Origin of the sequence: Psychrobacter halotolerans, from assembly GCF_039680845.1 — a bacterium.
In the GTDB taxonomy this organism is placed as follows: domain Bacteria; phylum Pseudomonadota; class Gammaproteobacteria; order Pseudomonadales; family Moraxellaceae; genus Psychrobacter.
This window is the reverse complement of record NZ_JBDKWD010000003.1, coordinates 177,782-200,024: the sequence shown is the minus strand read 5'-3', so window position 1 is coordinate 200,024 and position 22,243 is coordinate 177,782. Positions and strand designations below refer to the sequence as shown.

Genomic DNA, 22,243 nt, shown 5'->3' with positions numbered 1-22,243 from the left:
GTTGATGAGAATTTAATACCCGATGCAAGATAGGTTCATGACTTATCAGTGCTGTGACCAAACTTGTATAATCGCCTATGAAAGCCTATCTTTTATAGTGAATTTGTTAGATCTCTTCAAGTCCCAATTCGACTCTGACAATTACCATTCTTTTCAATACATAATTATTTAATCGATAATCGAATCACTTTGCGTTATTAGCTCTCATTTATTTGGCTTCGCTGAATAAAAATGAGTCAAAAATATGCGCTAAGTGGTCGCGTCGCCAAATGTCCAATATTGGCTATTATCGATTATATTTAAAAAAGGACAGGAAGTTATGCAATATAAAGCGCCCTTACGTGACATTCAATTTGTAATGCACGAGTTACTCGATAGCGAAAACCACTACAAAAAATTGCCCGCATTCCAAGAAGCCGATCGTGAGTTGATGGACAGCCTGTTTGAGATGGCGGCTAACTTCTCTGAAAATGAGCTATCGCCATTGAACCAAAGCGGTGATGCTGAAGGCTGTCAGTTTAACAACGGTGTGGTCACGACGCCAAAAGGCTTTAAAGAAGCGTATCAAGCTTACTGTGAGCTTGGCTTCCCAGCATTGTCGGCGGAAGAAGCATTCGGTGGTCAGAATATGCCGTATTCTTTGTCTACTGTTATCAATGAAATGGTAGGTACTGCTAACTGGTCGTTCTCTATGTATCCTGGTCTATCGCATGGCGCGATTCAGACTATCGAACACCATGGTACGGACGAACAAAAACAAACTTACCTAGAAAAAATGGTCACGGGCGAATGGTCAGGCACCATGTGTTTGACTGAAGCCCATGCAGGTTCTGACTTAGGTATCATTCGTACCAAAGCAGAACCTAAAGAAGATGGTACTTATAGCATCACCGGTCAAAAAATCTTCATCTCAGCAGGTGAGCACGACTTAACCGATAACATCATTCACATTGTCTTGGCTCGTCTACCAGGTGCGCCTGCTGGCACAAAAGGCATCTCCTTGTTTATCGTTCCTAAAGTCATTGTCAATGAAGACAGCAGCTTGGGCGAACAAAATAAAGTTGTTTGTGGCTCAATCGAGCACAAAATGGGCATCAAGGCTTCTGCCACTTGTGTCATGAACTTTGACGGCGCAACAGGTTATCTGATTGGACCTGAGAACCGTGGCCTACAGTGTATGTTCACCTTTATGAACGTGGCTCGTATCGGTACTGCCCTTCAGGGTCTCACTGCTGCTGAGTATGCGTTCCAAGGTTCGCTAACTTATGCAAAAGACCGCCTAGCCATGCGTTCACTATCAGGCGCAAAAGCACCAGATAAAGTCGCTGATCCTATTATCGTTCATCCTGCTGTCCGCAACATGCTATTGACCGAAAAAGCGTTTGCAGAAGGTGGCCGTGCATTGGTCTATTACCTCTCACATTTTGCTGATACTGTGGCAAAGGGCGAAGGTGACGAGCTTAAGTTTGCTGACCAAATGCTGTCATTTTTGACACCGATTGCCAAAGCCTTCTTGACAGAAACGGGTCTAGAAGCCGCCAACCATGGTATCCAAGTGTATGGTGGTCACGGCTTTATCAGTGAATGGGGCATGGAGCAAAACGTGCGTGATACTCGTATCGCTTGTCTATATGAAGGCACCACTGAGATTCAGGCGCTTGATTTACTTGGCCGTAAAGTACTAGGCTCACAAGGTAAACTGCTTGCCAACTTTGTAAAAATCATTCAAAAATTCTGTGAAGACAACAAAGAAAACGACGAGATGGGTCAATTTATTCGTCCGCTCGCCAAACACGTCAAAGAATGGGGTGATCTCACGTCACGTATTGGCATGCAGGCCACCGAAAACCCAGATGCCGTTGGCGGTGCTGCGGTCGATTATATGTACTTTAGTGGTTATGTCACGCTTGCCTACTTATGGGCGCGTATGGCGCTTGTTGCTCAAACCGCGATTGCAGACGGTAGTGGCGAAAAAGCATTCTATGATGCCAAGATCAAAACTGCTCAGTTCTACTTTGCTAAATTGTTGCCACGTACCACCACACACGTACAACGTATCAGCACAGGTGTTGAGCCATACATGACGATGGATGTCGATCAATTTGCTTTCTAAGCAGTCATGTTTAAAAAGTTAATGATTGTAAGCTTCTTTTTATAAATTAACGCCCCTATCCTCTTTCCTATCAGCAACATACAAAAGTGTGTTGCTGATTTATTTTGTGTTCCTATTTTATCGACTATGCGTCTTTTTTATCAACTATGTTGTGATACTGCCCACTATCATAAAAACCTGTTCAAGACTTCAATAGCCACTGTTAACTTTTGGTGCACGCACAATTCACGAAGAAACACCCCAGCTCACCTGCTTATTTGTTAAACTTTGACTATTAGCCACTACTGTTAAATCAATAAGATTACCCCAAAAGAGCCGTTGATAATCTTAACAACTCCAATTTTATCCATTTGAACCAAAGGAATGTTTATGGCTGTTTATAATGCCCCTCTGAATGACATGCGCTTTATCTTAAAGGACGTCTTTAAAGCGCCAGAATTTTGGCAGAATAACGAAAACTTAGCGCATGTTGACATTGATACGGTCAATATGATTTTGGAAGAAATGGCAAAACTGTCAAAAAACGTTTTATTACCTATCAACCAAAGCGGTGATGAAGAAGGAGCAACCTTTCAAGGTGATGGCGTTGTGACCACCCCTACAGGCTTTAAAGACGCTTATAAGCAATATGCAGAATCAGGCTGGGTTGGCTTAAGTGGTAACGCTGAATACGGCGGCCAAGGCTTCCCTAAAATGGTCACCATGCTTGCTGAAGAGATGATTTTTACTGCCAATCAATCCTTTGCTCTTTACCCAAACTTGACCGTTGGCGCGACGCTTTGTCTGAATGCAGCGGCCTCTGAAGAGCAAAAGCAGACTTATTTAGAAAAAATGTATAGCGGCGAATGGTCAGGTACCATGTGCTTGACAGAACCGCACGCCGGTACTGATTTGGGTATTATCAAAACCAAAGCGGTTCCTAATGATGATGGTAGCTATAGTGTTTCTGGTACCAAAATCTTTATCACAGGCGGTGAGCACGACTTAACTGATAATATCATTCACTTGGTATTGGCAAAAACACCCAACGCGCCAGAAGGTTCAAAAGGCATCTCATTGTTTGTTGTACCCAAGTTTTTGGTCAATGCAGATGGTAGCTTAGGCGAACGCAATACATTGGCAGTGGGTTCTATCGAGCACAAAATGGGCATTAAAGCCTCTGCGACTTGTGTGATGAACTTTGATGGTGCCAAAGGTTGGATGGTTGGCGCAGAAAACACAGGCCTATCGTCTATGTTCATTATGATGAACTATGAGCGTGTGACCATGGGTCTGCAAGGATTGGGCGGCTCAGAGCTTGCTTATCAAAATGCTGCGCTGTATGCCAATGATCGCGGACAAGGCCGTAGCGACACCCAACTACAAAGCCCAGAAAAGCCTGCTGATGCCATTATTCATCATGCCGACGTGCGTCGTATGCTGTTAAATGCCAAAGCCAACACAGAAGCGTCACGTTGTTTTGCTATGTACGTGGCCAAAAACCTCGATACAGAGAAATTTAGTACCGATCCTGAAGCAGCACAAGCGGCGGCGGCGCGCGTTGCCCTTCTGACACCAGTGGCTAAAGCATTCTTGACTGATAAAGCACTTGAGGCTACTGTAGATTGCCAGCAAGTTTTCGGTGGTCACGGCTATATACGTGAATGGGGAATGGAACAAATCGTTCGTGATACCCGCATTGCTCAGATTTATGAAGGTACCAATGGTATTCAGGCCCTTGATCTATTGGGTCGTAAAGTGGCGAAAAATAACGGTAAATACATCATGAACTTCTTAGATGAGATTCGTGATTTTGTAAATAGCATGCAAGCGGATCATAGCATCAAGCAAGCCACACTTGAGGCTGCTGATACGATTGAGACGCTAACCAAAACCGTCCTTGATAATATTGGTGAGCGCAAAAACGAGATCAATGGTTGCGCCGTTGATTACATGCACGCCTTTGGTTATCTGTCTTACTCATATATGTTTGCATTGATGGTGGAAGCGGCCAATGGCAAAGAGGGCGAGTTTTATACCAATAAAGCCAAGCTTGCCGACTACTTTGTGGGCCGTATCTTGCCACGCATTGATGCTCATGCCAAAATGGTTCAAGCTGGTAGTGATCCGATGATGAACTTTGATCTTGATTACTTCAATGTGCCTGCCAGTTAAGTCGGTATGATTAACCATTGATAGTACTTTGATAACATATGGTACTGTAATAAGTATGCTAATAAAAAGGACAGTGACATTACTGTCCTTTTTTTTGTCAACACCGTTTTTAATATCCGCAATAACGAATGTCTTTGTTGACAATAGAGTTACCAACAAAATAACTGCTAACAAAATAATTAACTATCGACGCATGGTTATGATTAAAATAGCGCAAGTGAACGTGTCGTCCAAATTACGTACAACATTACCGGATTTTTAGCCATGTCGATCATTTTAGTCCATTTTACAATGATCCATATCGCGTCATGAAAGCCATTGAAATAATCATAATAAAGGATGCGACGTGTCAGAACTAAAACGCATTTTACAGCAAATTACCGCCTTAAGTGATGTACCTGATCCTGCGATACTCAAACGCTTGATAGATGAGCTACGTGTGGATGACAAGGAGACGGAACTGGCCAATGACCATATACAGTCATTGATTGATATTCTCCAGCAGCATCCAGAATATGGCGATGGGCTCTCTAGCTTTGTTTTAAAGTTAATTATCCAGTACCGTCAGATATCGCTTTATACCGATACTGGCATTATGTCAGACCAAGGGTTTTTCAACAGCTTACGTCGTTTGATCGGTCATCGGTTTTTGCCGCTTTTGCCTCAAGAGGACTCGGTCGTTGAGCTGGTTGGCTATTTATTTAATAAACGCTCTGATGAACGTTGGCTTGCCAGCATTGATAAAGAAAAATGGGACGATCTGATTGCGCTGCTGCGAGTAGAAGCCAAGCATTTAGACTTGGTCGCCACCGCAAAAAACAGTATTTTAAATGCCATTATCATTTTATCCTATCGCATTACAGGTATAGGCTTGCATCCCGATTTAATGGAATCCTATCCGCAGATACTGAATTATTCCGCGTCTTTTGTTGCTCAAAACCAAGAAGCAGTATTGTTTGTCAATCAGTACAGGCAAGCGCATGAGTTAGATAATTTAACCGATACGACCCCTGAGCATGCGGTTGATCCTGCGCCCTTACTGGTCATGATTGAGCAATGTGAAGACATCGTGGCGACAGTACGCAAACGCATTTACAAAACAGGCATCTCTATCCGCTTGACCAATATGATGCTACGTTTGGATCAAAGCTTACAGCGTATCCGTATCTTAACTGAACTGCTCACAGAGAGTAATCAAAAGCGTGATGGCGCGGTGATTGAGCTGATCCAAACGCTGATTACGACCTCCAATCGCCGCTATAGCATCATGTATTTGATTGATAACAATACAAAATTGCTATCGCGCAAAGTGACTGAAAACGCCAGCCGTGTTGGCGAGCACTATATCAGTACCGATAGAGCGGGCTATCGCCAGATGTTCAAAAAAGCGTCTATCGGCGGCTTTGTCATTGCTTTTATGGCCACGCTAAAAATACTGGCTTATCAATTGGCGCTTGCACCCATGGGTCGCGCTTTTATCAACAGTATGATCTATGGTCTGGGCTTCGTTTTTATTCATGTGATTCGCGGTACAGTCGCGACCAAGCAGCCTGCTATGACAGCGGCCGCTATCGCCTCTACTATCTCTGAAAGCTCTGGTAAAAAATCGCACCAATTAACCAAACTGTCAGAGTTGATTGTCGATATTTTGCGGACTCAATTTATCGCGATCATGGGTAACGTGATGCTCGCGATTCCGGTCGCTCTTATCATCTCTTTTGCGTGGTTACAGTATACGGGCGCACCGATGATTGGTACTGAAAAAGCGGGGCATCTGCTTCATGACCTTGACCCATTTCATTCCTTAGCAATCCCTCACGCAGCGATTGCGGGTATTTATTTGTTTTTATCTGGTTTGATAGCAGGCTATTATGACAATCTAGCGGTCTACAACCATGTAGGTGCTCGTATTCAGCGTCATAGGTTTCTTAAGTTCATGTTACCAACGTCATGGCTCAAACGATTGGGCGACTTTGTAGAGGCCAATTTAGGCGCGATCATGGGTAACTTTTTATTCGGGGTTTTCTTAGGAAGTACCGCGACGATTGGCTATATATTCGGCTTACCAATCGACATTCGTCACATTGCCTTTGCTTCTGCAAACTTAGCCCATGGTTTGTTTAATATCTCTGCCGATCAAATAAGCTGGAGTGTTATTTTAATCTCGATACTGGGGGTAGCGCTTATCGGTATCGTCAACTTGATGGTCAGCTTTTCACTGGCGTTGTTTGTGGCATTACGCTCTAAAGAAGTGCGTTTCTTTGAATGGGGTCGTCTCACAAAATTGATTTTTGGTCACATTATCAGCCACCCTTCTGACTTTTTCTGGCCCCGTGACAAACCCATGAAGTACGCTCGTATTGACAGTCAAGGGCACATGATATTTGATGATACCACCATGCAAAAAGGCGGCAAAGCGATACCTAGTAATTATGTCGTAAGACGGTTGTCTGATGTCAGAATATTGCCAGAATCTAAGCAACCCAATGAGCAAGGGCAGCAAACCAACACAGATATATACTATGATAACCAGCCTGAGGGCAACCATGTACAACCTCATGCTTCTGCAAAAAAAGTCGTGGATCTTGATGATGGTTTGGTCGATGAAGAATTGAATAGCTCACCTTATACGGGCGATATTCAATATGACCAAGCAACCAAAACGCTAAATACTTCAGACAGTAGTCACGATAAAACGGTGGATGATGAATTGAGCGCCAATAACCCAGATAGTAAAACCGTGGGTGACGCCAAAACACCTTTGCCCAAACCTAAAAAACCACCAAAGCTGCCCAATTAAACAGGCAGCGAAAAGGTGGTTTTAGAGAACTGCTGATCTTGCGGATGATTGAGCAATTAAATAATGAATGTTTAATTGCCAATTATGGTAGCGGACACTGCCCGCCTGACGTGATCACTTCCCCATCCCCTAGCCTATATGCCAAAAGATAGTTGCCCCAAACGCAGCCACCGTCAAGTGCACGGGCATAAGGCAGATCGACCTCGCCTTGCAGCGCGGCCCAATGACCGAACAATATCTTGCGCGTGCGAGGCACATGCCATTCAAACCACGGCAAAAAATCCTCCGGCATGGATTCATTCAAACTTCCCGAAAATTCAAACTCAAGCGTGCCGTCCTGTTTGCACAAGCGCATACGCGTGAGATAATTGGCAATGGCTCGCAGTCTAGTGAACCCTTCGATATCTGAGTGCCAGTTATCAGCGCTCTTGCTATATAAATTTGGCAATAATGCATCAAGCTGTTCTAAACTGCCCTGTAGTTGCGACTCTAATTCTCTGGCATAATCTGCCGCTTCATCAATACGCCAATGCGGCGGAATACCTGCATGCACGAGTACCGTCTGTTCGTCAGGATAAGCCAATAATGGCTGATGCCTTAACCATTCAAGTAGCTCATCACAATCATCGGCGGCAAAAATCGGTGCGGTTTTATCTTTTTTCTTAAGTTTGGTCGCACCGCGCCACACAGCAATCAAGTTAAGGTCATGATTACCCAGTACCGTTGCCGCCGCCCCTTGCTCACACAAAGCTTTGACATCACGCAACGTGTTTAATGAATCCTCACCGCGCGCTACCAAATCACCAGCGAACCATAATTTATCCTGAGCAGGATCAAAATCCAACAACGTCAATAATTCACGATAAGCAGCATAGCAACCTTGTAGGTCACCGATGACATATTGATGACGAAAACTCATAATTTCTCACAACCTTAAATCTAATCATTCAATCTGATAAATTATTCAATCTGACAAAAACCGACTCTAAAAAGCGCTTAATAGGGCGCTATCTTTATCAAAGACTGTTTAGCCTTCTAATTGACTCGCACGATTGCTCAATCGTACAAAGTCTTTGACACTTAACGTCTCAGGGCGCGCTTGTGGATTGATATCGCAAGCCGCAAAATCTTCTTCACTTAGCGTTGGTAACAATGTCGAATTCTTAAAAATAGCACGCAATGTCTTGCGGCGATGATTGAAAGTTTCGCGTACGACAATGGCAAAGTAATCTTCGTCCTCTGCTACGACAGGTTTGCTCACATGCGGCGTCAATCGGAAAACAGCACTGGTTACTTTTGGCGGTGGGTTAAACGCACCACGCGGTACCGTTAGCAAATAATCGGTATCGCAGTGATACTGCATAATAACCGACAGACGACCATAGGTTTTGCTACCGACGTCAGCGGTGATACGCTCAACCACTTCTTTTTGTAGCATAAAGTGCATGTCTTGAATCACATCAGCATAGCTGAGCAAATGAAACAGTATCGGCGTCGAGATATTGTAAGGCAAATTACCTACCACACGAAGTTTACCGCGTTCTGCACTGTATAGCTCACGATAATCAACATGCATGGCATTGTCTTTGATAATCGTAAAATTCGGATGGCTGTTGGCACCAATACGAATACGCAAGCTGTCTGCCAAATCGCGATCCAACTCAACCACCGTCATGGCGTCTACTTCAGCCAATAAAGGCTCAGTCAATGCGCCCATTCCCGGCCCAATTTCGATCAAATTGTCATCACGTTCTAGACGAATGCTGTCCACGATTTGGCGAATGACGCTGGTATCATGCAAGAAGTTTTGACCAAAGCGTTTACGCGGTTGGTGTTTGGCAGCTTTTAAGCTGTTGGAGATGGTTTGAGCATCAAACGTAGAGTTGGCCATAAACAAGTCTTAATAGTAAAAGATAAAAGAGAGACAGCACAGTAATGATAAAGTACTTTTTATAACGTCAGATTATAGCACAGCTCATAATTGGGGCGTATTTTCGAGATATTTTATCTATAAACCATCTTAAATTTAGTACAATCAGTGAAGTGTGTTTTGTTTTCAAACCATTTGTCATAATGGACGTTATGGAAGTATTTGCGAGCTGCAAACTGCCCATACTCTAACTAAATACTGCGTCTTTCATAGTATAGTTTTTATTAAAGGCTTAGAATATGTATATGTTTAAAGAAATACGACCTTTGCTTGAAGACAGTATGGGCGAAGTATGTTGTCGAAAGCGAGTACGTTTTGGTAATAGCATTAGTATAGATTTTGGAAAGAGAATCTCTCACAATAAACCCAAAATGGCCGACCCTTTTTATGGTGAATGGAGTTTCGGTTGTTATCACAAGCTGTGGAGAGTTTTTAGAGACAATAAAATGATTCTTGAAGGTCAAAATGACTATGATGACTATGAAGAGCCCGATAGCATATTGCAGCAAATTCATTTTGGGAAATTAATCGACATCACAGTCATAAATACTCTGGACATAGCGATGATACTTGATAACAATATTCGGATAGAGTTTTTAGCCAGTCACAAGGAGGAAGATACTTTTGGTGTACTTTTACCTCAGAATAAAGGCCTTGTCTACTATGCCAACCAAGGAAGCTGGGAGTATGGCAGAAGTGATTTGCCATGGCCTAATCATCTAGATGTTACTATTCAATGATTAGAGAACTTAAAACTTTCGTCGCCGTTTGCGAGTTAGACAGTTTTGCTGCAACTGCTCGGCAGATGAATCTGACACAGTCTGCAATCAGCGCGCAAATGAAGGCGCTAGAAAAGGCTTTGGGGCTATCGCTATTTACCCGCTCTGCTAGAGCAGTCACGCTGAATCCACAGGGTTTGCGTGTTCTGCCTATCGCCAAAGAAATTTTAGTACTTTATGCAACGATGCAGCTGCCCTCAGATACTGATATTGCTAGTTATTATGGTCAGCTTAAGATTGGTGCTATCAGCTCTGTACAGGTTGGTATATTACCTGAAGCGCTAAAGGCTATTAATGTGCTGGCACCATTTATGCAAACAGAAATCATCCCTGGGCGCTCTATAGAGTTAATTGAAAAATTAGAAGCAGGTGATATAGATGCCGCTATCATCGTACAGCCAGCATTTACTTTGCCTAAACACATCAGTATTGATCTTCTTATTACTGAGCCTTATGTACTTATTAGCCCAAAAAAATGGCCGTTTTATGGCTTACAACAAACGCTTGAGCAGCACCCTTTTATTCACTATAGCCTCAAGTCGTCAGCTGGCGCACAATTGAATAAGTTCCTTAAACAACAGGACATCAATGTTAATAAAATCATGGAACTTGATGATCTTGACGCCATATTTATGATGGTTGAGTCTGGTCTAGGAGTCGCACTGATTCCTTATGCAGGATTATGGATCAGAAGTGCTGCATCAGTAAAAATTCATCAGTTAGACGATAACGACTTGGTCAGAGAAATTGTGCTTGCTTATCGTTATGCAGATCGCCTGCAACCAAAGATTACTGCGTTAAAACAGGTGTTAGCGCTATAAATCCTATCGCTTTGCCATAGCAGTCATCTTTTTTTGATTAATACCTTTACGCTTACGGTTCAGTTAATGACTGAATCTAGCCCAGTACTGCGTAGGTGTACTGGGTTCTTTGTATCGGCCTTGACCATATTCGTATATTTGATTACTAAGCCCAAAAAAAATTAGGGCTGAGAGCATATTTATTGCGTTTTTCTTGCTCAATATTCTCCGTTATGATGATTTAACTTCATTCAAAAACACTAAGAGGATCTTATGAGCTTATCCCCCTTTCATCTCGCCATTCCTGTTTACGACATAGCAGCCGCCCGCACTTTTTATAGAGACGTGCTAAATTTAGAAGAAGGACGCTCTAGTGAGCAATGGGTCGATTTTAACTTTTATGGTCATCAAGTGGTGATCCATGAACATCCAAAAACACAGTCGCAAGATCACGCGCACACCAATGTCGTGGACGGCCATGATGTGCCTGCACCGCATTTCGGGGTAGTGTTGCCTTGGCACCAATGGGAAAACTTGGCGAATAGACTCAAGGACTTTGGCACTGAGTTTGTTATAGAGCCTTATGTACGTTTTAAAGGAGAAACGGGCGAACAAGCGACCATGTTTTTTCTAGATCCTTGCGGTAATGCATTGGAATTTAAGGCGTTTAAAGACATGGATCAATTGTTCGCTAAATAATCTATCAGTCGGCGTTTAGCTGCAGGGCTCATGCTAATCCCATCCAATTGCCCATACACTCAAAAAAAAATACCTCAAGCTGCTATAAAGCTTGAGGTAATAAGGGCTTAGCAAATCTATACTTATTGATCATATGTCTTATTCACATCCAAAAATGTACACCAATTTATACTGATCCTTGTCGTCGAAACCGTACACTTTAAGATGTCGTTTGAAACGCTTGATTTCTTCAAGTGTGCTTATAAGTTCAGAATCGTATTGTTCTGTTTCCTTAAGTTTGGCTTAGTTTGCTTTGTACTGCCCTATGTAAGAGGTCTATTAACAACCGATCTGTCTGCCATCTCATTTGCCATTATTAATGCTTGGTATAAGCTGGTAGCACTCGCACCGCCTCGTCCTGCCAAATCAAGCGCTGTACCGTGATCGACCGAGGTGCGAATATAAGGCAGACCCAAGGTTAGATTGACCGTATCGCCAAAGCCATGTGACTTGAGTACGGGCAGACCTTGATCATGATACATGGCAATCACTGCATCGCAGTTTGCCAAGTGTCTAGATGTAAATAAAGTATCAGCTGGCATTGCCTCTGATATGTCTACGCCAGCTTTGATAAACTCTTGTAGCACAGGATTGATAATCTCAATCTCCTCGACGCCCAAATGGCCGCCCTCACCTGCATGTGGATTAAGACCACAAACCAAAATGCGAGGCTGCATTAAGCCAAACTTTTCACGCATATCATCAATGACAATCTGTACCGTTTGGCGCACATTATCAGCAGTGATGGCGGCAGGAATGTCCTTTAATGGCAAATGCGTGGTCACAAGCGCGACTTTCATCGCTTGGTTGGCCAGCATCATCACTACTTTTTCACAGCCACTTTGCTGCATAAAAAACTCAGTATGACCACTAAACATCGTGCCATCTAATAGCTTAATATCGGCATCTATCAAAGCGGATTTTTGCAATGGACCGGTGACAATAGCCGCCACGGTTTTGTTGGTGGCCAATGTATGAGCAATCGCTAACTGTTGTGCCACCATCGCTGAATTATCAATATTAATTTGACCAGCAGTGACTGGCGAAGCACAAGGTATATTTAATAGAATAAAGGCATGGTCAGTATCAGTGCTCTGTTGCGATATCTGATTTGTTAAATGCTCAGTGTTTAATTCTTCAGGATTGATATTGATGGTTTGCCAAGCGGGGCAGCTTTTGAGCACACCCGCAGCGATAAGCTCATCCGCACGCCTTTTCATGGCCCTCGCATCAGCGGTAACCCAAATTGGCCGCAAAAAATCTCGTAACTTATCTTCTAACGCTAATAACAACACCACGTCCATACCAATACCAGCGGGTTCACCCGTTGTCAGTAACAGTGGTTGTTTTTGTTGGGCGTAATTATCATTTTTTTTCATGTAAGTCACCGATTTTTTATATTTTTAGTCAGATTATTTTTATCATATTCTTCACTGACCACCATGGCATGACAACTTTAACGCCAGATAATTTTATCATTGCAGCCGTCAGAACAGTCATAATGTGGTAGAATTTCGCTCTTGATTGTAGCATTTACGCACGCACACTGAGACTCATTTTTATACTGCTTGCGTAGCCGCAGGATGTACAAACCTTGATATCTTGTAGCTTTAGAACTTGTAAAAAGATAGATGAGACGACCGCTTCTTATAGCAAATATTTTTATACCGACTTTTGACACATTAGGCACTCATGGCAGATACCGAAAAAACCGACGACTTACTCAATCAGACACCGCCGCACAATATCGATATTGAAAAGGCTTTGCTTGCGTCTTTGATGAGTATCGAAGAGGCGTACGATAAAATTGCAGATATCGTCACCAAAGATGATTTTTATGCAGGCCGACATCAGTATATTTTCGATGCCATTGCGCATTTGGCAGCGGTCAATGAGCCTTATGATACGGTCATGGTACACGACTGGCTGGAAGCTCAAAAAATTCTAAAAAGCGCAGGCGGCGACAGTTATTTGGCAGATATCTTGAGCCAAAGTCCTGCCACATTATTTAACCTTACCGCTTATGCTCAGCGCGTACGTGAGCTATCTACCTTGCGCCAGCTTATTACCACGGGTAACGAGATGCTGACGCTTGCCTACAATCCAAAAGATCAGACGGTGAGCGATATTTTGGACAATGTCGAGGGCAAGATATTTAGTATCAATGAGCAGCATAACAAACGCGCTGAGCAGCGTGGTCCCGTTGGCATTACCGCGGTATTGACCAATGTCATTGATAAAATTCAAGAGCTAAAATCAAACCCTGATGGCATGATTGGTCTACAAACGCCCTTTGTTGAATTGAACAACAAAACACAGGGCTTGCAAGCAGGTGATTTAATCATTGTCGCGGCCCGCCCTTCTATGGGTAAAACCACTTTTGCCATGAACTTAGCAGAAGGTATTTTATTCAATGAAGATTTGCCAGTCGTGGTATTTTCGATGGAGATGCCAGCCGAATCTATCGTCATGCGTTTGCTATCTTCATGGGGCGCGATCAACCAGACACATCTACGCTCTGGGCAAATGAACGAAGATGAATGGGCAAAAATGATGAACGCCATTCAGCATCTGCAATCTAAGCATTTATACATTGATGACAGTACAGCCCTGCCGCCATCTGAGATGCGCTCGCGCTGCCGCCGTATCGCCAAAAACCATGATGGGCGTCTGGGCGCTATCGTGGTCGATTACCTCCAGTTGATGAAAGTACCCAGCCTAGATGGCAACCGTGTGGGTGAGATCTCAGAGATTTCTCGTAGCTTAAAAGCGCTGGCACGTGAGCTTGAGTGTCCCGTGATTGCTTTGTCCCAGCTTAACCGCAGTCTAGAAAACCGACCCAACAAGCGTCCGATTATGTCAGATTTGCGTGAATCTGGTGCGATTGAGCAGGATGCGGATTTGATTATGTTCATCTATCGTGATGAGGTCTATAATGAGAACTCAGATCACAAAGGGGTGGCTGAAATTATCATCGGTAAACAGCGTAACGGTCCCATTGGTACCATACGTTTGGGCTTTGAAGGTCAATTTACGCGCTTTATCAATCTAACGCCAGAGTATTATCAAAGCGTCAGTTTTGAGAACGATGAATAATATGATGAATATATAGCCAGTTCAACATAGAATACAGTCATTAAAGGCTACGTGCGACTGGTATAAATCTTCCTTGCATGCTGCTAACACAGAGGCTACGAAAAATTCATCCCAGGCGCACTGTCTCGTTTTTAAAGTAAATCGACTATATATATACAATCAGGATATACCCAATCAGCGGCAACGATCACGTCCGAGCCAAACCAAGAATACCAATGAGAAAGTGATTTACAAAAACAGCCAGCGTTGCATCAACCTCATTGATGTGTCGCTGGCTTTATACGTTCATTCCATCGTTCTGCTAATTTCGACATTTTGCTAATAAAGAAGGCGATTATGCGCACCATTACTATCAAACCAAAAGCCATTACCCACAATCTCAATCAAGTCAAAAAACTGGCGCCACAATCCAAAGTTCTTGCGATGGTCAAATCCAATGCTTATGGTCATGGGGTTGCCGCTGTCTTGCCAGCACTGCATCAAGCAGATGGTATCGGCGTTGCCACTTTGACAGAAGCGCTAGAAGCGAGACAACTGGGCTGGGACAAAACGATTGGTTTGGTAGAAGGCGCGTTTACCGCGGATGAATGGCAACAAGCCATTGAGCATGATATCAGCTGCGTGATTCACCATACGCCGCAATTACACTGGGCTTTAGACAACGTTCCGCCAGCTGACAGCGCGACCCGTGTGGTGTGGCTGAAATACAATACCGGCATGAATCGCTTGGGTTTCAATGCTGAAGGGGTTATGAGCGCCGCCAAACAGTTGCACGAAGCAGGATATCAGCTGATTTTAACCACGCATTTTGCCAACGCAGATAACCGCGACCATCCACTAAATGCGAGACAGATACAGCGTTTTACCGACGTATTAACCTTGCTACGAGAAACGGTCAGCGCCGAGGTTAAGGGGTCACTGTGCAACTCAGCTGGCACCGTTAATTTCTCAGAGTATCATTATGATTGGGTACGCCCCGGTATCATCTTGTATGGCAGCTCTCCTGTTATTGATAAAAGTGCGCAAGAATTAGACTTACAACCCGCTATGGACTTTAGCGCCCAGATTATCGCCCTACAAACCGTTAATGCCAATGACGCGATCGGTTATGGCAGTCGCTGGATCGCACAGCAAGATACCAGAACGGCTTTGGTGAGCGTCGGCTATGGCGATGGCTATCCACGTGTGGTCAGTAACGATGCTTATGTATCTGTCATAGATGCTGACAATACTGACAGTACTCAAAGCTACCCATGCGCTGTGATTGGACGCGTGGCAATGGATATGATTGTCATCGATGTCAGCAAGATACCCAAAGAGCTGCCTTTATTGAACCGTAAAGTCATCCTATGGGGCGAAGCACCGCATGTTGACGAAATAGCCAGCCATGCCAATACCATTAGCTATGAGTTATTATGTCGTTTGAGCATACGGCCAGCGCGAACACAAGCCTAACCACTATAAGCATACAATCAATGAACTAACTGCCCGAGCGACTTATCAATCTTCATAAATTGAACATTTACATTGGAAGTAATTGCGCTATACTAAAAGTTTGTTGTCACGCCAGTATGCGCACTAATGCGATGCTATTGAAGATTGATAACATTTCACTGACTGCGATTGATTGCTAGGATTACTATGAGTTTGCGCCATTTTTTGACCTTATCTGATTTAACCAAACAAGAACTAGAAACCCTTATCAAACGTGCCAGCGAGTTACGTAAGATGCAACACGCAGGCGAGATTTATCAGCCTTTTGTTGGTCGTACGCTTGGTATGATTTTTGAAAAATCCTCTACCCGCACGCGCATCTCTTTTGAAACAGGTATGGGTCAATTTGGCGGTAATGCGATCTTTTTATCACCAAATGATACTCAGCTTGGGCGCGGTGAGCCGTTAGAAGACTCCGCCCGTGTCATCTCTAGTATGGTCGATATCATTATGATTCGTACCTTTGGTCACGAAAAGGTCGAGACCTTTGCTGAATACTCGAGCGTTCCTATTATCAATGCGTTGACGGATGAATTTCATCCGTGCCAGTTACTTGCTGACATGCAAACTTACTATGAGCATCGCGGCAGTATCGAAAACAAAATCGTCACTTGGGTCGGTGATGGTAACAACATGTGCTCGTCGTTTATGCAAGCGGCCAACCAGTTTGGTTTTGAGCTAAGAGTAGCCGCGCCTTACGGCTTTGAGCCAGACCCAAAACTGATGGAACGCTTCTCTCATTGTGTAAGCCTAGTCGAAAACGTACAAGATGCGGCAAAGGATTCTAACTTGATCGTCACCGATGTGTGGGCAAGCATGGGACAAGAATCTGAACAAAATACCCGCGCTCGCCGTTTTGCGCCCTATCAAGTGACGCCCTCATTGTTAGATAAAGCGGATCCTGAAGTGGTGTTTATGCATTGCTTGCCTGCGCATCGCGGCGAAGAGATCTCTCATGACATGCTAGATGATCCCCGTTCAGTAGTGTGGGACGAAGCAGAAAACCGTCTACATGCGCAAAAAGCTTTAATGGAGTTCTTATTAAAAGACAAGATTAAGCTACCCGCTTAACCTAATGATCATCATCAATCTATTTTAAAAAGAAAACAGTGCTACTGGTATTCATTTTTTGCAGTCTCTGTCACGCTTGCGAACGGCAAGCAAGAAAAATGTTACCAGTAGTGGCTTATCAAACGTGGCTTCTTTAGTTTAAACTGGCTATGAAATATATAAAAAATAAATAGTCGCAAATAAAAAAGGCAGACCACGGTAAATGTGTTCTGCCTTTTTACGTTTTAGTCAAACAGTCAATAACCTACTAACGAATGAGTGTTTCCACCCCATTACTACTCGCTTTTAGTAGCACATCTGCTTGATTGGCGGCAAAGATACCATTACAGACGACGCCGACGATATTATTAAGCGTCTGCTCAAGCGCTGCTGGATCGCTAACATCCAAATCATAGGTATCAAGAATCACGTTACCATAATCAGTGACAAAGTCTTCACGATAGACCGGCTCACCGCCCAATTTAGCCAACTGGCGCGCGACATAGGAGCGAGCTTGCGGCAATACTTCAATCGGTACCGGAAACGCGCGGCCTAGTGTTTCGACACTTTTACTGGCATCAACCATGCACACAAACTTATTTGACGCCGCTGCCACGATTTTTTCACGAGTGAGTGCGCCGCCGCCGCCCTTTATCAGTTGCAGATGCTCATTGACTTCATCAGCACCATCGATATAAACGTCAAGCGTACCAGCGAAGTTCAAATCTATGATATCAATGCCAAGCGCACGTAGTTTATCTTCCGTCACCTGCGAGCTTGCAACCGCGCCAGCAAGCTTTAGTGTCGGCAACAGCTCAATCAAACAGTTGACCGTACTGCCCGTTCCTACCCCAAGTATCATATCGTCTTCGATGTAACTTAGAGCCGCGTTGGCTGCGGCTTGCTTTTGTGCTTGCTGGTCACTCATCATAAATCCTTGGTAAAATAAACGTACAGGCGGTTTGAAATGAAATAGAGACGTCAATCATCAGGTGCGACTGGTATAAATTTTACTGGCGTGCTGCTAATACAGCGGCTACGTAAAACTCATCCTTGCCGCATTCTATCGCTATTAAAGTGAATTGACGATAACATCATAGAAACCCGTTATAAAAAGCCATTACAAAAGGCTAAAATGCGCGGCTATTATAACCGATGACTTTAGAGAATGTTAGCGTAAAGCCCATTCTAATAGCGTCTATTCTATTTAAACCCAATACAAAGCGCTCATGACATAAGGTTTTTGCAGCCTCTGTTACGTCTGCGAACGACAAACAAAAAAAATTATTCCATTAGTACGAGTTTGACAAATAAGGCAACCAAAAGACCAGAGCCAGTAGCGTCGCTAACAATACAGGCGGCGTGATAAGCAGCCCAATTTTCATATACTGACCCCAACTGATTTTATAGTCTTTTTCTGCCAATACATGTAACCACAATAAGGTCGCAAGACTACCGATGGGCGTGAATTTTGGCCCCAAATCATTGCCAATTACATTGGCGTATATCATCAACTCTCGAGTCGCTGCGGGTACTTGGGCGCTATCAATAGCTAGAGCGCCGACCAACGTCGATGGCATATTATTCATAATAGAGGCCACAATGGCAGACAAAAACCCTGTACCCAACGTTGCAATAATAGTCCCTTGCTGCCCTAACCAATTTAAAACTTGCGCGCCATAATCTGTTAGCCCCGCATTACCTAAGCCATAGACAACCAAATACATACCGATTGAAAACAATACAATTTGCCAAGGCGCGTTACGCAAGACATCCCGTACAGAAACCACCACTCCGCGACCGCCTTGCCAAAAACGACTGGCGATTGCCATCAGTAGTAAGGCCGCGGCACCCGTGACCAAAGAGATATGCAGCCCTAACGACTCAGTGGCAAAATAAGCCATCAGCAACAATGCCAGCAATGGGAAAGCCGCCTTGAACACCAAAGGGTCTTCGATAGCGGACGCAGGCTTGCTCAGATTGGCAATTGAATAATGCCTTGGAATATGGCGAGCGTATACCAGCCATAGCACGCCAAGCGTTGCAATCACAGAGACGATATTTACTGGTACCATGACCGCTGCATAACGCCCAAAACCAATATCAAAATAATTGGCGCTGACAATATTGACCAAGTTAGACGTCACCAATGGCAGACTGGCAGTATCGGCAATAAAGCCTGTCGCAATAATAAAAGCCAAAGCAGAGGGCGGAGAGAAATTCAGTCTTAGCAAAATGACAATCACAATGGGTGTCAAGAGTAACGCTGCACCGTCATTGGCAAAAAATGCCGATATAAACGCACCCAAGATCACAATCATGGGAAACAGCAAACGCCCTTGCCCATTGCCCAGTCTTGCCACGTGTAGCGCAGCCCAACCAAAAAACCCTGCCTTATCTAAGATAAGCGAGATAATGATGAGTGCTACAAAGGTAAAGGTTGCATCCCACACAATATCCCAAACGATCCCAACATCAGACCATTGCACTACCCCAAAGACCAAGGCAATCAATGCTCCACCCAATGCGCTCCAACCAATACCCAATCCTTTTGGCTGCCAGATTACCAAAACCAAAGTCACAATAAATATAATGAGTGCAAGCATTGAACAGCCTTATTTGAGCAAAGTCAGTCTAGACAATCCATTTAATTATGAGAAAAGGGCTGGCTATTATGAATAACCTCTCCATCCTCTTTCGTAAAACTGCTGACCGGATTTTCTAATAATTCAAATACGCGCTCTGAAGGTCGGCATAATGCTGCGCCCTTATCAGTGACAACAATAGGACGGTTGATCAAAATAGGATGCGCCATCATGGCATCGATAATTTGATCATCGGAGACGTCTGGATTATGCAAAGCCAGCTCCTCACTAATCGGCTCTTTGCTACGTAGTAACTCTTGCGGAGAGATTTCCATTTTTGCCAATAGCTCAACCAAGTAGTCACGCGTGGGTGGTGTTTTAAGGTACTCCACTATGTCTGGCTGCTCACCTGATGCTTTCATAATAGCCAATGTATTGCGCGAAGTACCGCAGTTAGGATTATGAAAAATGAATGGTTTTGATGCTTCGGATGGTTTCATAGTAACCTCGTCTGTTTTACGGAACTATTTATAAAAATATGTATTAATAATTGTCTGCTTTACCGGTTTCGCATCCACTTAAACTGTCTATAAGCGACGCACACAACTCAGGATGCCCTGCACAGCAGTCTTGTAGTAAAAACTGAACGACCGCTTCCATATGCGACAACGAGGCCCTATACACTATCTGACGGCTGTGTCTTTTTGAGACCACCCAGCCCGCTCGTGCCAGCACAGACAAGTGCGCTGACATTGCATTATGGGGCACGTCCAGTTGGCGGGCTATTTCACCCGCAGGCAAACCATTCGGCTCTTGATTGACAAGTAACCGAAAAGCTTTGAGACGAGTGTCTTGAGAGAGCGCAGCAAAGCTGGCGATAGCAGTAGTCATTTCCATATGTCCAAAAATAGAGACATGTGAAAACACTTCAAGTATTTAATACAGAATCTTTCTTAAAATACGTAGCTCGTTTTTACTGGCACGCCATCAAAACCATAAATCACGGCAAAAAATGCAATTGTGTCTTGCAAGACAATCAAAATCAGCATAGGCTAATCTATTTCATTTTTTATATTAATTGATACTTTTTACATTCATCTATCTTTTGTTTAGGAATTACTATGCTGTCACGTTGGGTACGAGCCATTTTGCAAGCCACCGTCTATGACGTTGCCATTCAAACACCACTGGAAGCGGCGCCCAAACTGACCCAACGTTTTGCCAATGACATTCGATTCAAACGTGAAGACTTGCAACCGGTCAAATCCTTTAAACTGCGCGGTGCTTATAACCGTATCAGTCAGTTGAGCGATGATCAAAAAGCGCGCGGTGTGATTTGTGCCTCAGCGGGCAATCATGCACAAGGCGTTGCCTACTCTGCCCGCGAGTTAGCGCTGAACAACATCATCGTCATGCCAACCACCACACCTGATATCAAAGTCAACGCGGTGCGCGCACTGGGCGGCAACGTCGATTTACATGGCGACAGCTTTGATCAAGCCAACCGTTACGCCATCGATCGTGCTGAGCGCGAAGGCTTGACCTTTATTCCGCCCTATGATGATGAACTGGTGATTGCTGGCCAAGGTACCATTGGTCTGGAGCTGACGCAGCAATGGCGCAATATGGATTACGTTTTTGTGGCTGTGGGCGGCGGCGGTCTTATCTCAGGGGTTGCCGTATTCTTAGGAGAAGTCGCGCCGCATGTCAAAGTCATCGCGGTAGAAGCCGATCAATCCGCCTGCTTAAAGGCAGCGCTTGAAACAGGTGAACGCGTGAAACTTGAACAAGTGGGATTGTTCGTTGATGGCGTGGCTGTGGCTCAGATTGGTGAGTTACCTTTTGATGTGATACGCATGCAAAAAAGCGATCAATCGGGGCCTGTGGTTGAACCTGACGTTGTTACCTGTACCAATGATGAAGTCTGCGCTGCTGTCAAAGATATTTTTGAAGAAAACCGTAGCATCGTTGAGCCCGCTGGCGCTTTGGCGGTGGCTGGCATGAAAAAATACATTGAAGAACACAATGTACAGGGCAAAAATTGCGTTGGCATCATTTGCGGTGCCAACATGAACTTTGATCGCCTGCGTTATATTGCTGAGCGTACCGAGATTGGTGAGAAAAAAGAGGCCGTATTCGGTGTGACCATTCCAGAGCAAACGGGTGCTTTTTTAAACTTCTGCCGTAGCCTACATGGACGCAATATCACTGAATTTAACTACCGTGCCAATAGCAAAAAATCACCAGACTCAATGGAGCCGGCCTCAATCTTCGTTGGTATCGCCCTAAAAGAAGGCGAAAAAGAGCGACAGATCATTAGCAATCAATTAACAGCTGATGGTTATGAGACGCATGATCTGACAGATGATGATATTGCCAAGACTCATATCCGTTATTTGATTGGTGGTCATGCTGGTATCGAAAACGAGCAGTTATTAAAAGTAGAGTTCCCAGAACGTCCAGGCGCCCTATTAACTTTTTTAGAAAAACTGGGCGACGACTTTAATATCACCTTGTTCCATTATCGCAATCACGGCGCTGCTGAAGGTCGCGTATTGGTCGGCTTGCAAGCCACCGAAAGCAATTCGCGCCAATTACAAGACGCCCTTCTCGATATCGGCTATGACTGCACCATGCTTAATGACAATATCGCTTATCACTTGTTTTTAAAGTAGCCAAAATAAGTTTAAAGTACCCTCTATCG

General features: G+C 44.1%; 17 protein-coding genes. 10 read left to right on the top strand and 7 right to left on the bottom strand.

Features of this window, described 5'->3' with window-relative positions:
• The first annotated feature begins 319 nt into the window (after nucleotides 1-319).
• From AAJP47_RS07430 to AAJP47_RS07420, 3 genes are all read left to right on the top strand, one after another.
• Nucleotides 320-2,113, top strand: a complete 1,794-nt coding sequence (locus AAJP47_RS07430; RefSeq protein WP_346717272.1) for an acyl-CoA dehydrogenase C-terminal domain-containing protein — start codon at nucleotides 320-322, stop codon at nucleotides 2,111-2,113.
• Nucleotides 2,114-2,482: 369 nt separating this feature from the next.
• Nucleotides 2,483-4,267, top strand: coding sequence for an acyl-CoA dehydrogenase C-terminal domain-containing protein (locus tag AAJP47_RS07425; protein ID WP_346717271.1), 1,785 nt, complete (start codon nucleotides 2,483-2,485; stop codon nucleotides 4,265-4,267).
• 346 nt (nucleotides 4,268-4,613) lie between these two features.
• Nucleotides 4,614-7,067 (top strand): site-specific recombinase, encoded by a 2,454-nt coding sequence (locus tag AAJP47_RS07420; protein ID WP_346717270.1) that lies wholly within the window; start codon nucleotides 4,614-4,616, stop codon nucleotides 7,065-7,067.
• An 82-nt stretch (nucleotides 7,068-7,149) separates the two neighbouring features.
• On the opposite strand, the gene AAJP47_RS07415 is transcribed toward AAJP47_RS07420, so the two are convergent.
• Together AAJP47_RS07415 and rsmA are read right to left on the bottom strand one after the other, a co-directional pair.
• Entirely contained in the window at nucleotides 7,150-7,986 is an 837-nt protein-coding gene (locus AAJP47_RS07415; protein ID WP_346717269.1) for a symmetrical bis(5'-nucleosyl)-tetraphosphatase, read from the bottom strand.
• Nucleotides 7,987-8,094: 108 nt separating this feature from the next.
• A complete protein-coding gene (gene rsmA / locus AAJP47_RS07410) occupies nucleotides 8,095-8,958 on the bottom strand; it encodes a 16S rRNA (adenine(1518)-N(6)/adenine(1519)-N(6))-dimethyltransferase RsmA (protein ID WP_346717268.1) in 864 nt (287 codons plus the stop codon).
• A gap of 278 nt (nucleotides 8,959-9,236) precedes the next feature.
• Between rsmA and AAJP47_RS07405 the strand changes: the two genes are divergently transcribed.
• The 3 genes from AAJP47_RS07405 to AAJP47_RS07395 all read left to right on the top strand — a co-directional run bounded on the left by AAJP47_RS07405 (nucleotide 9,237) and on the right by AAJP47_RS07395 (nucleotide 11,275).
• Nucleotides 9,237-9,737, top strand: a complete 501-nt coding sequence (locus tag AAJP47_RS07405; protein WP_346717267.1) for a hypothetical protein — start codon at nucleotides 9,237-9,239, stop codon at nucleotides 9,735-9,737.
• The gene (locus AAJP47_RS07400; protein ID WP_346717266.1) at nucleotides 9,734-10,597 is read left to right on the top strand and encodes a LysR substrate-binding domain-containing protein; all 864 of its coding nucleotides are present in this window, start codon (nucleotides 9,734-9,736) and stop codon (nucleotides 10,595-10,597) included. The genes AAJP47_RS07405 and AAJP47_RS07400 overlap by 4 nt, the downstream gene beginning before the upstream one ends.
• Nucleotides 10,598-10,849: 252 nt before the next feature.
• Nucleotides 10,850-11,275, top strand: a complete 426-nt coding sequence (locus tag AAJP47_RS07395) for a VOC family protein (protein WP_346717265.1) — start codon at nucleotides 10,850-10,852, stop codon at nucleotides 11,273-11,275.
• Between the two features lie 302 nt (nucleotides 11,276-11,577).
• Here AAJP47_RS07395 and pdxA read toward each other — a convergent pair whose 3' ends face one another.
• The gene (gene pdxA / locus AAJP47_RS07390) at nucleotides 11,578-12,693 is read right to left on the bottom strand and encodes a 4-hydroxythreonine-4-phosphate dehydrogenase PdxA (RefSeq protein ID WP_346717264.1); all 1,116 of its coding nucleotides are present in this window, start codon (nucleotides 12,691-12,693) and stop codon (nucleotides 11,578-11,580) included.
• A 313-nt stretch (nucleotides 12,694-13,006) separates the two neighbouring features.
• On the opposite strand from pdxA, the gene dnaB reads away from it, so the two are divergent.
• The 3 genes from dnaB (at nucleotide 13,007) to argF (ending at nucleotide 16,975) form a co-directional block, all read left to right on the top strand.
• Nucleotides 13,007-14,410 carry a replicative DNA helicase gene (gene dnaB, locus AAJP47_RS07385; RefSeq protein WP_346717263.1) on the top strand — a complete coding sequence of 468 codons (1,404 nt, stop codon included), beginning with the start codon at nucleotides 13,007-13,009 and terminating at the stop codon, nucleotides 14,408-14,410.
• A 336-nt stretch (nucleotides 14,411-14,746) separates the two neighbouring features.
• A complete protein-coding gene (gene alr / locus AAJP47_RS07380; protein WP_346717262.1) occupies nucleotides 14,747-15,865 on the top strand; it encodes an alanine racemase in 1,119 nt (372 codons plus the stop codon).
• Between the two features lie 186 nt (nucleotides 15,866-16,051).
• Entirely contained in the window at nucleotides 16,052-16,975 is a 924-nt protein-coding gene (argF, locus tag AAJP47_RS07375) for an ornithine carbamoyltransferase (RefSeq protein ID WP_087040565.1), read from the top strand.
• Between the two features lie 247 nt (nucleotides 16,976-17,222).
• Here the strand turns inward: argF and rpiA are convergent, their stop codons facing one another.
• From rpiA to AAJP47_RS07355, 4 genes are all read right to left on the bottom strand, one after another.
• Entirely contained in the window at nucleotides 17,223-17,882 is a 660-nt protein-coding gene (rpiA, locus tag AAJP47_RS07370) for a ribose-5-phosphate isomerase RpiA (protein WP_346717261.1), read from the bottom strand.
• A gap of 364 nt (nucleotides 17,883-18,246) precedes the next feature.
• Nucleotides 18,247-19,560: an arsenic transporter gene (locus AAJP47_RS07365; protein ID WP_346717260.1), complete on the bottom strand. Its 1,314-nt coding sequence runs from the start codon at nucleotides 19,558-19,560 to the stop codon at nucleotides 18,247-18,249.
• Between the two features lie 41 nt (nucleotides 19,561-19,601).
• Nucleotides 19,602-20,039 (bottom strand): arsenate reductase (glutaredoxin), encoded by a 438-nt coding sequence (arsC, locus tag AAJP47_RS07360; RefSeq protein ID WP_346717259.1) that lies wholly within the window; start codon nucleotides 20,037-20,039, stop codon nucleotides 19,602-19,604.
• A gap of 43 nt (nucleotides 20,040-20,082) precedes the next feature.
• Nucleotides 20,083-20,430, bottom strand: coding sequence for an ArsR/SmtB family transcription factor (locus tag AAJP47_RS07355; protein ID WP_346717258.1), 348 nt, complete (start codon nucleotides 20,428-20,430; stop codon nucleotides 20,083-20,085).
• Nucleotides 20,431-20,660: 230 nt separating this feature from the next.
• Between AAJP47_RS07355 and ilvA the strand changes: the two genes are divergently transcribed.
• The gene (gene ilvA / locus AAJP47_RS07350) at nucleotides 20,661-22,214 is read left to right on the top strand and encodes a threonine ammonia-lyase, biosynthetic (protein WP_346717257.1); all 1,554 of its coding nucleotides are present in this window, start codon (nucleotides 20,661-20,663) and stop codon (nucleotides 22,212-22,214) included.
• The last annotated feature ends 29 nt before the right edge of the window (nucleotides 22,215-22,243 follow it).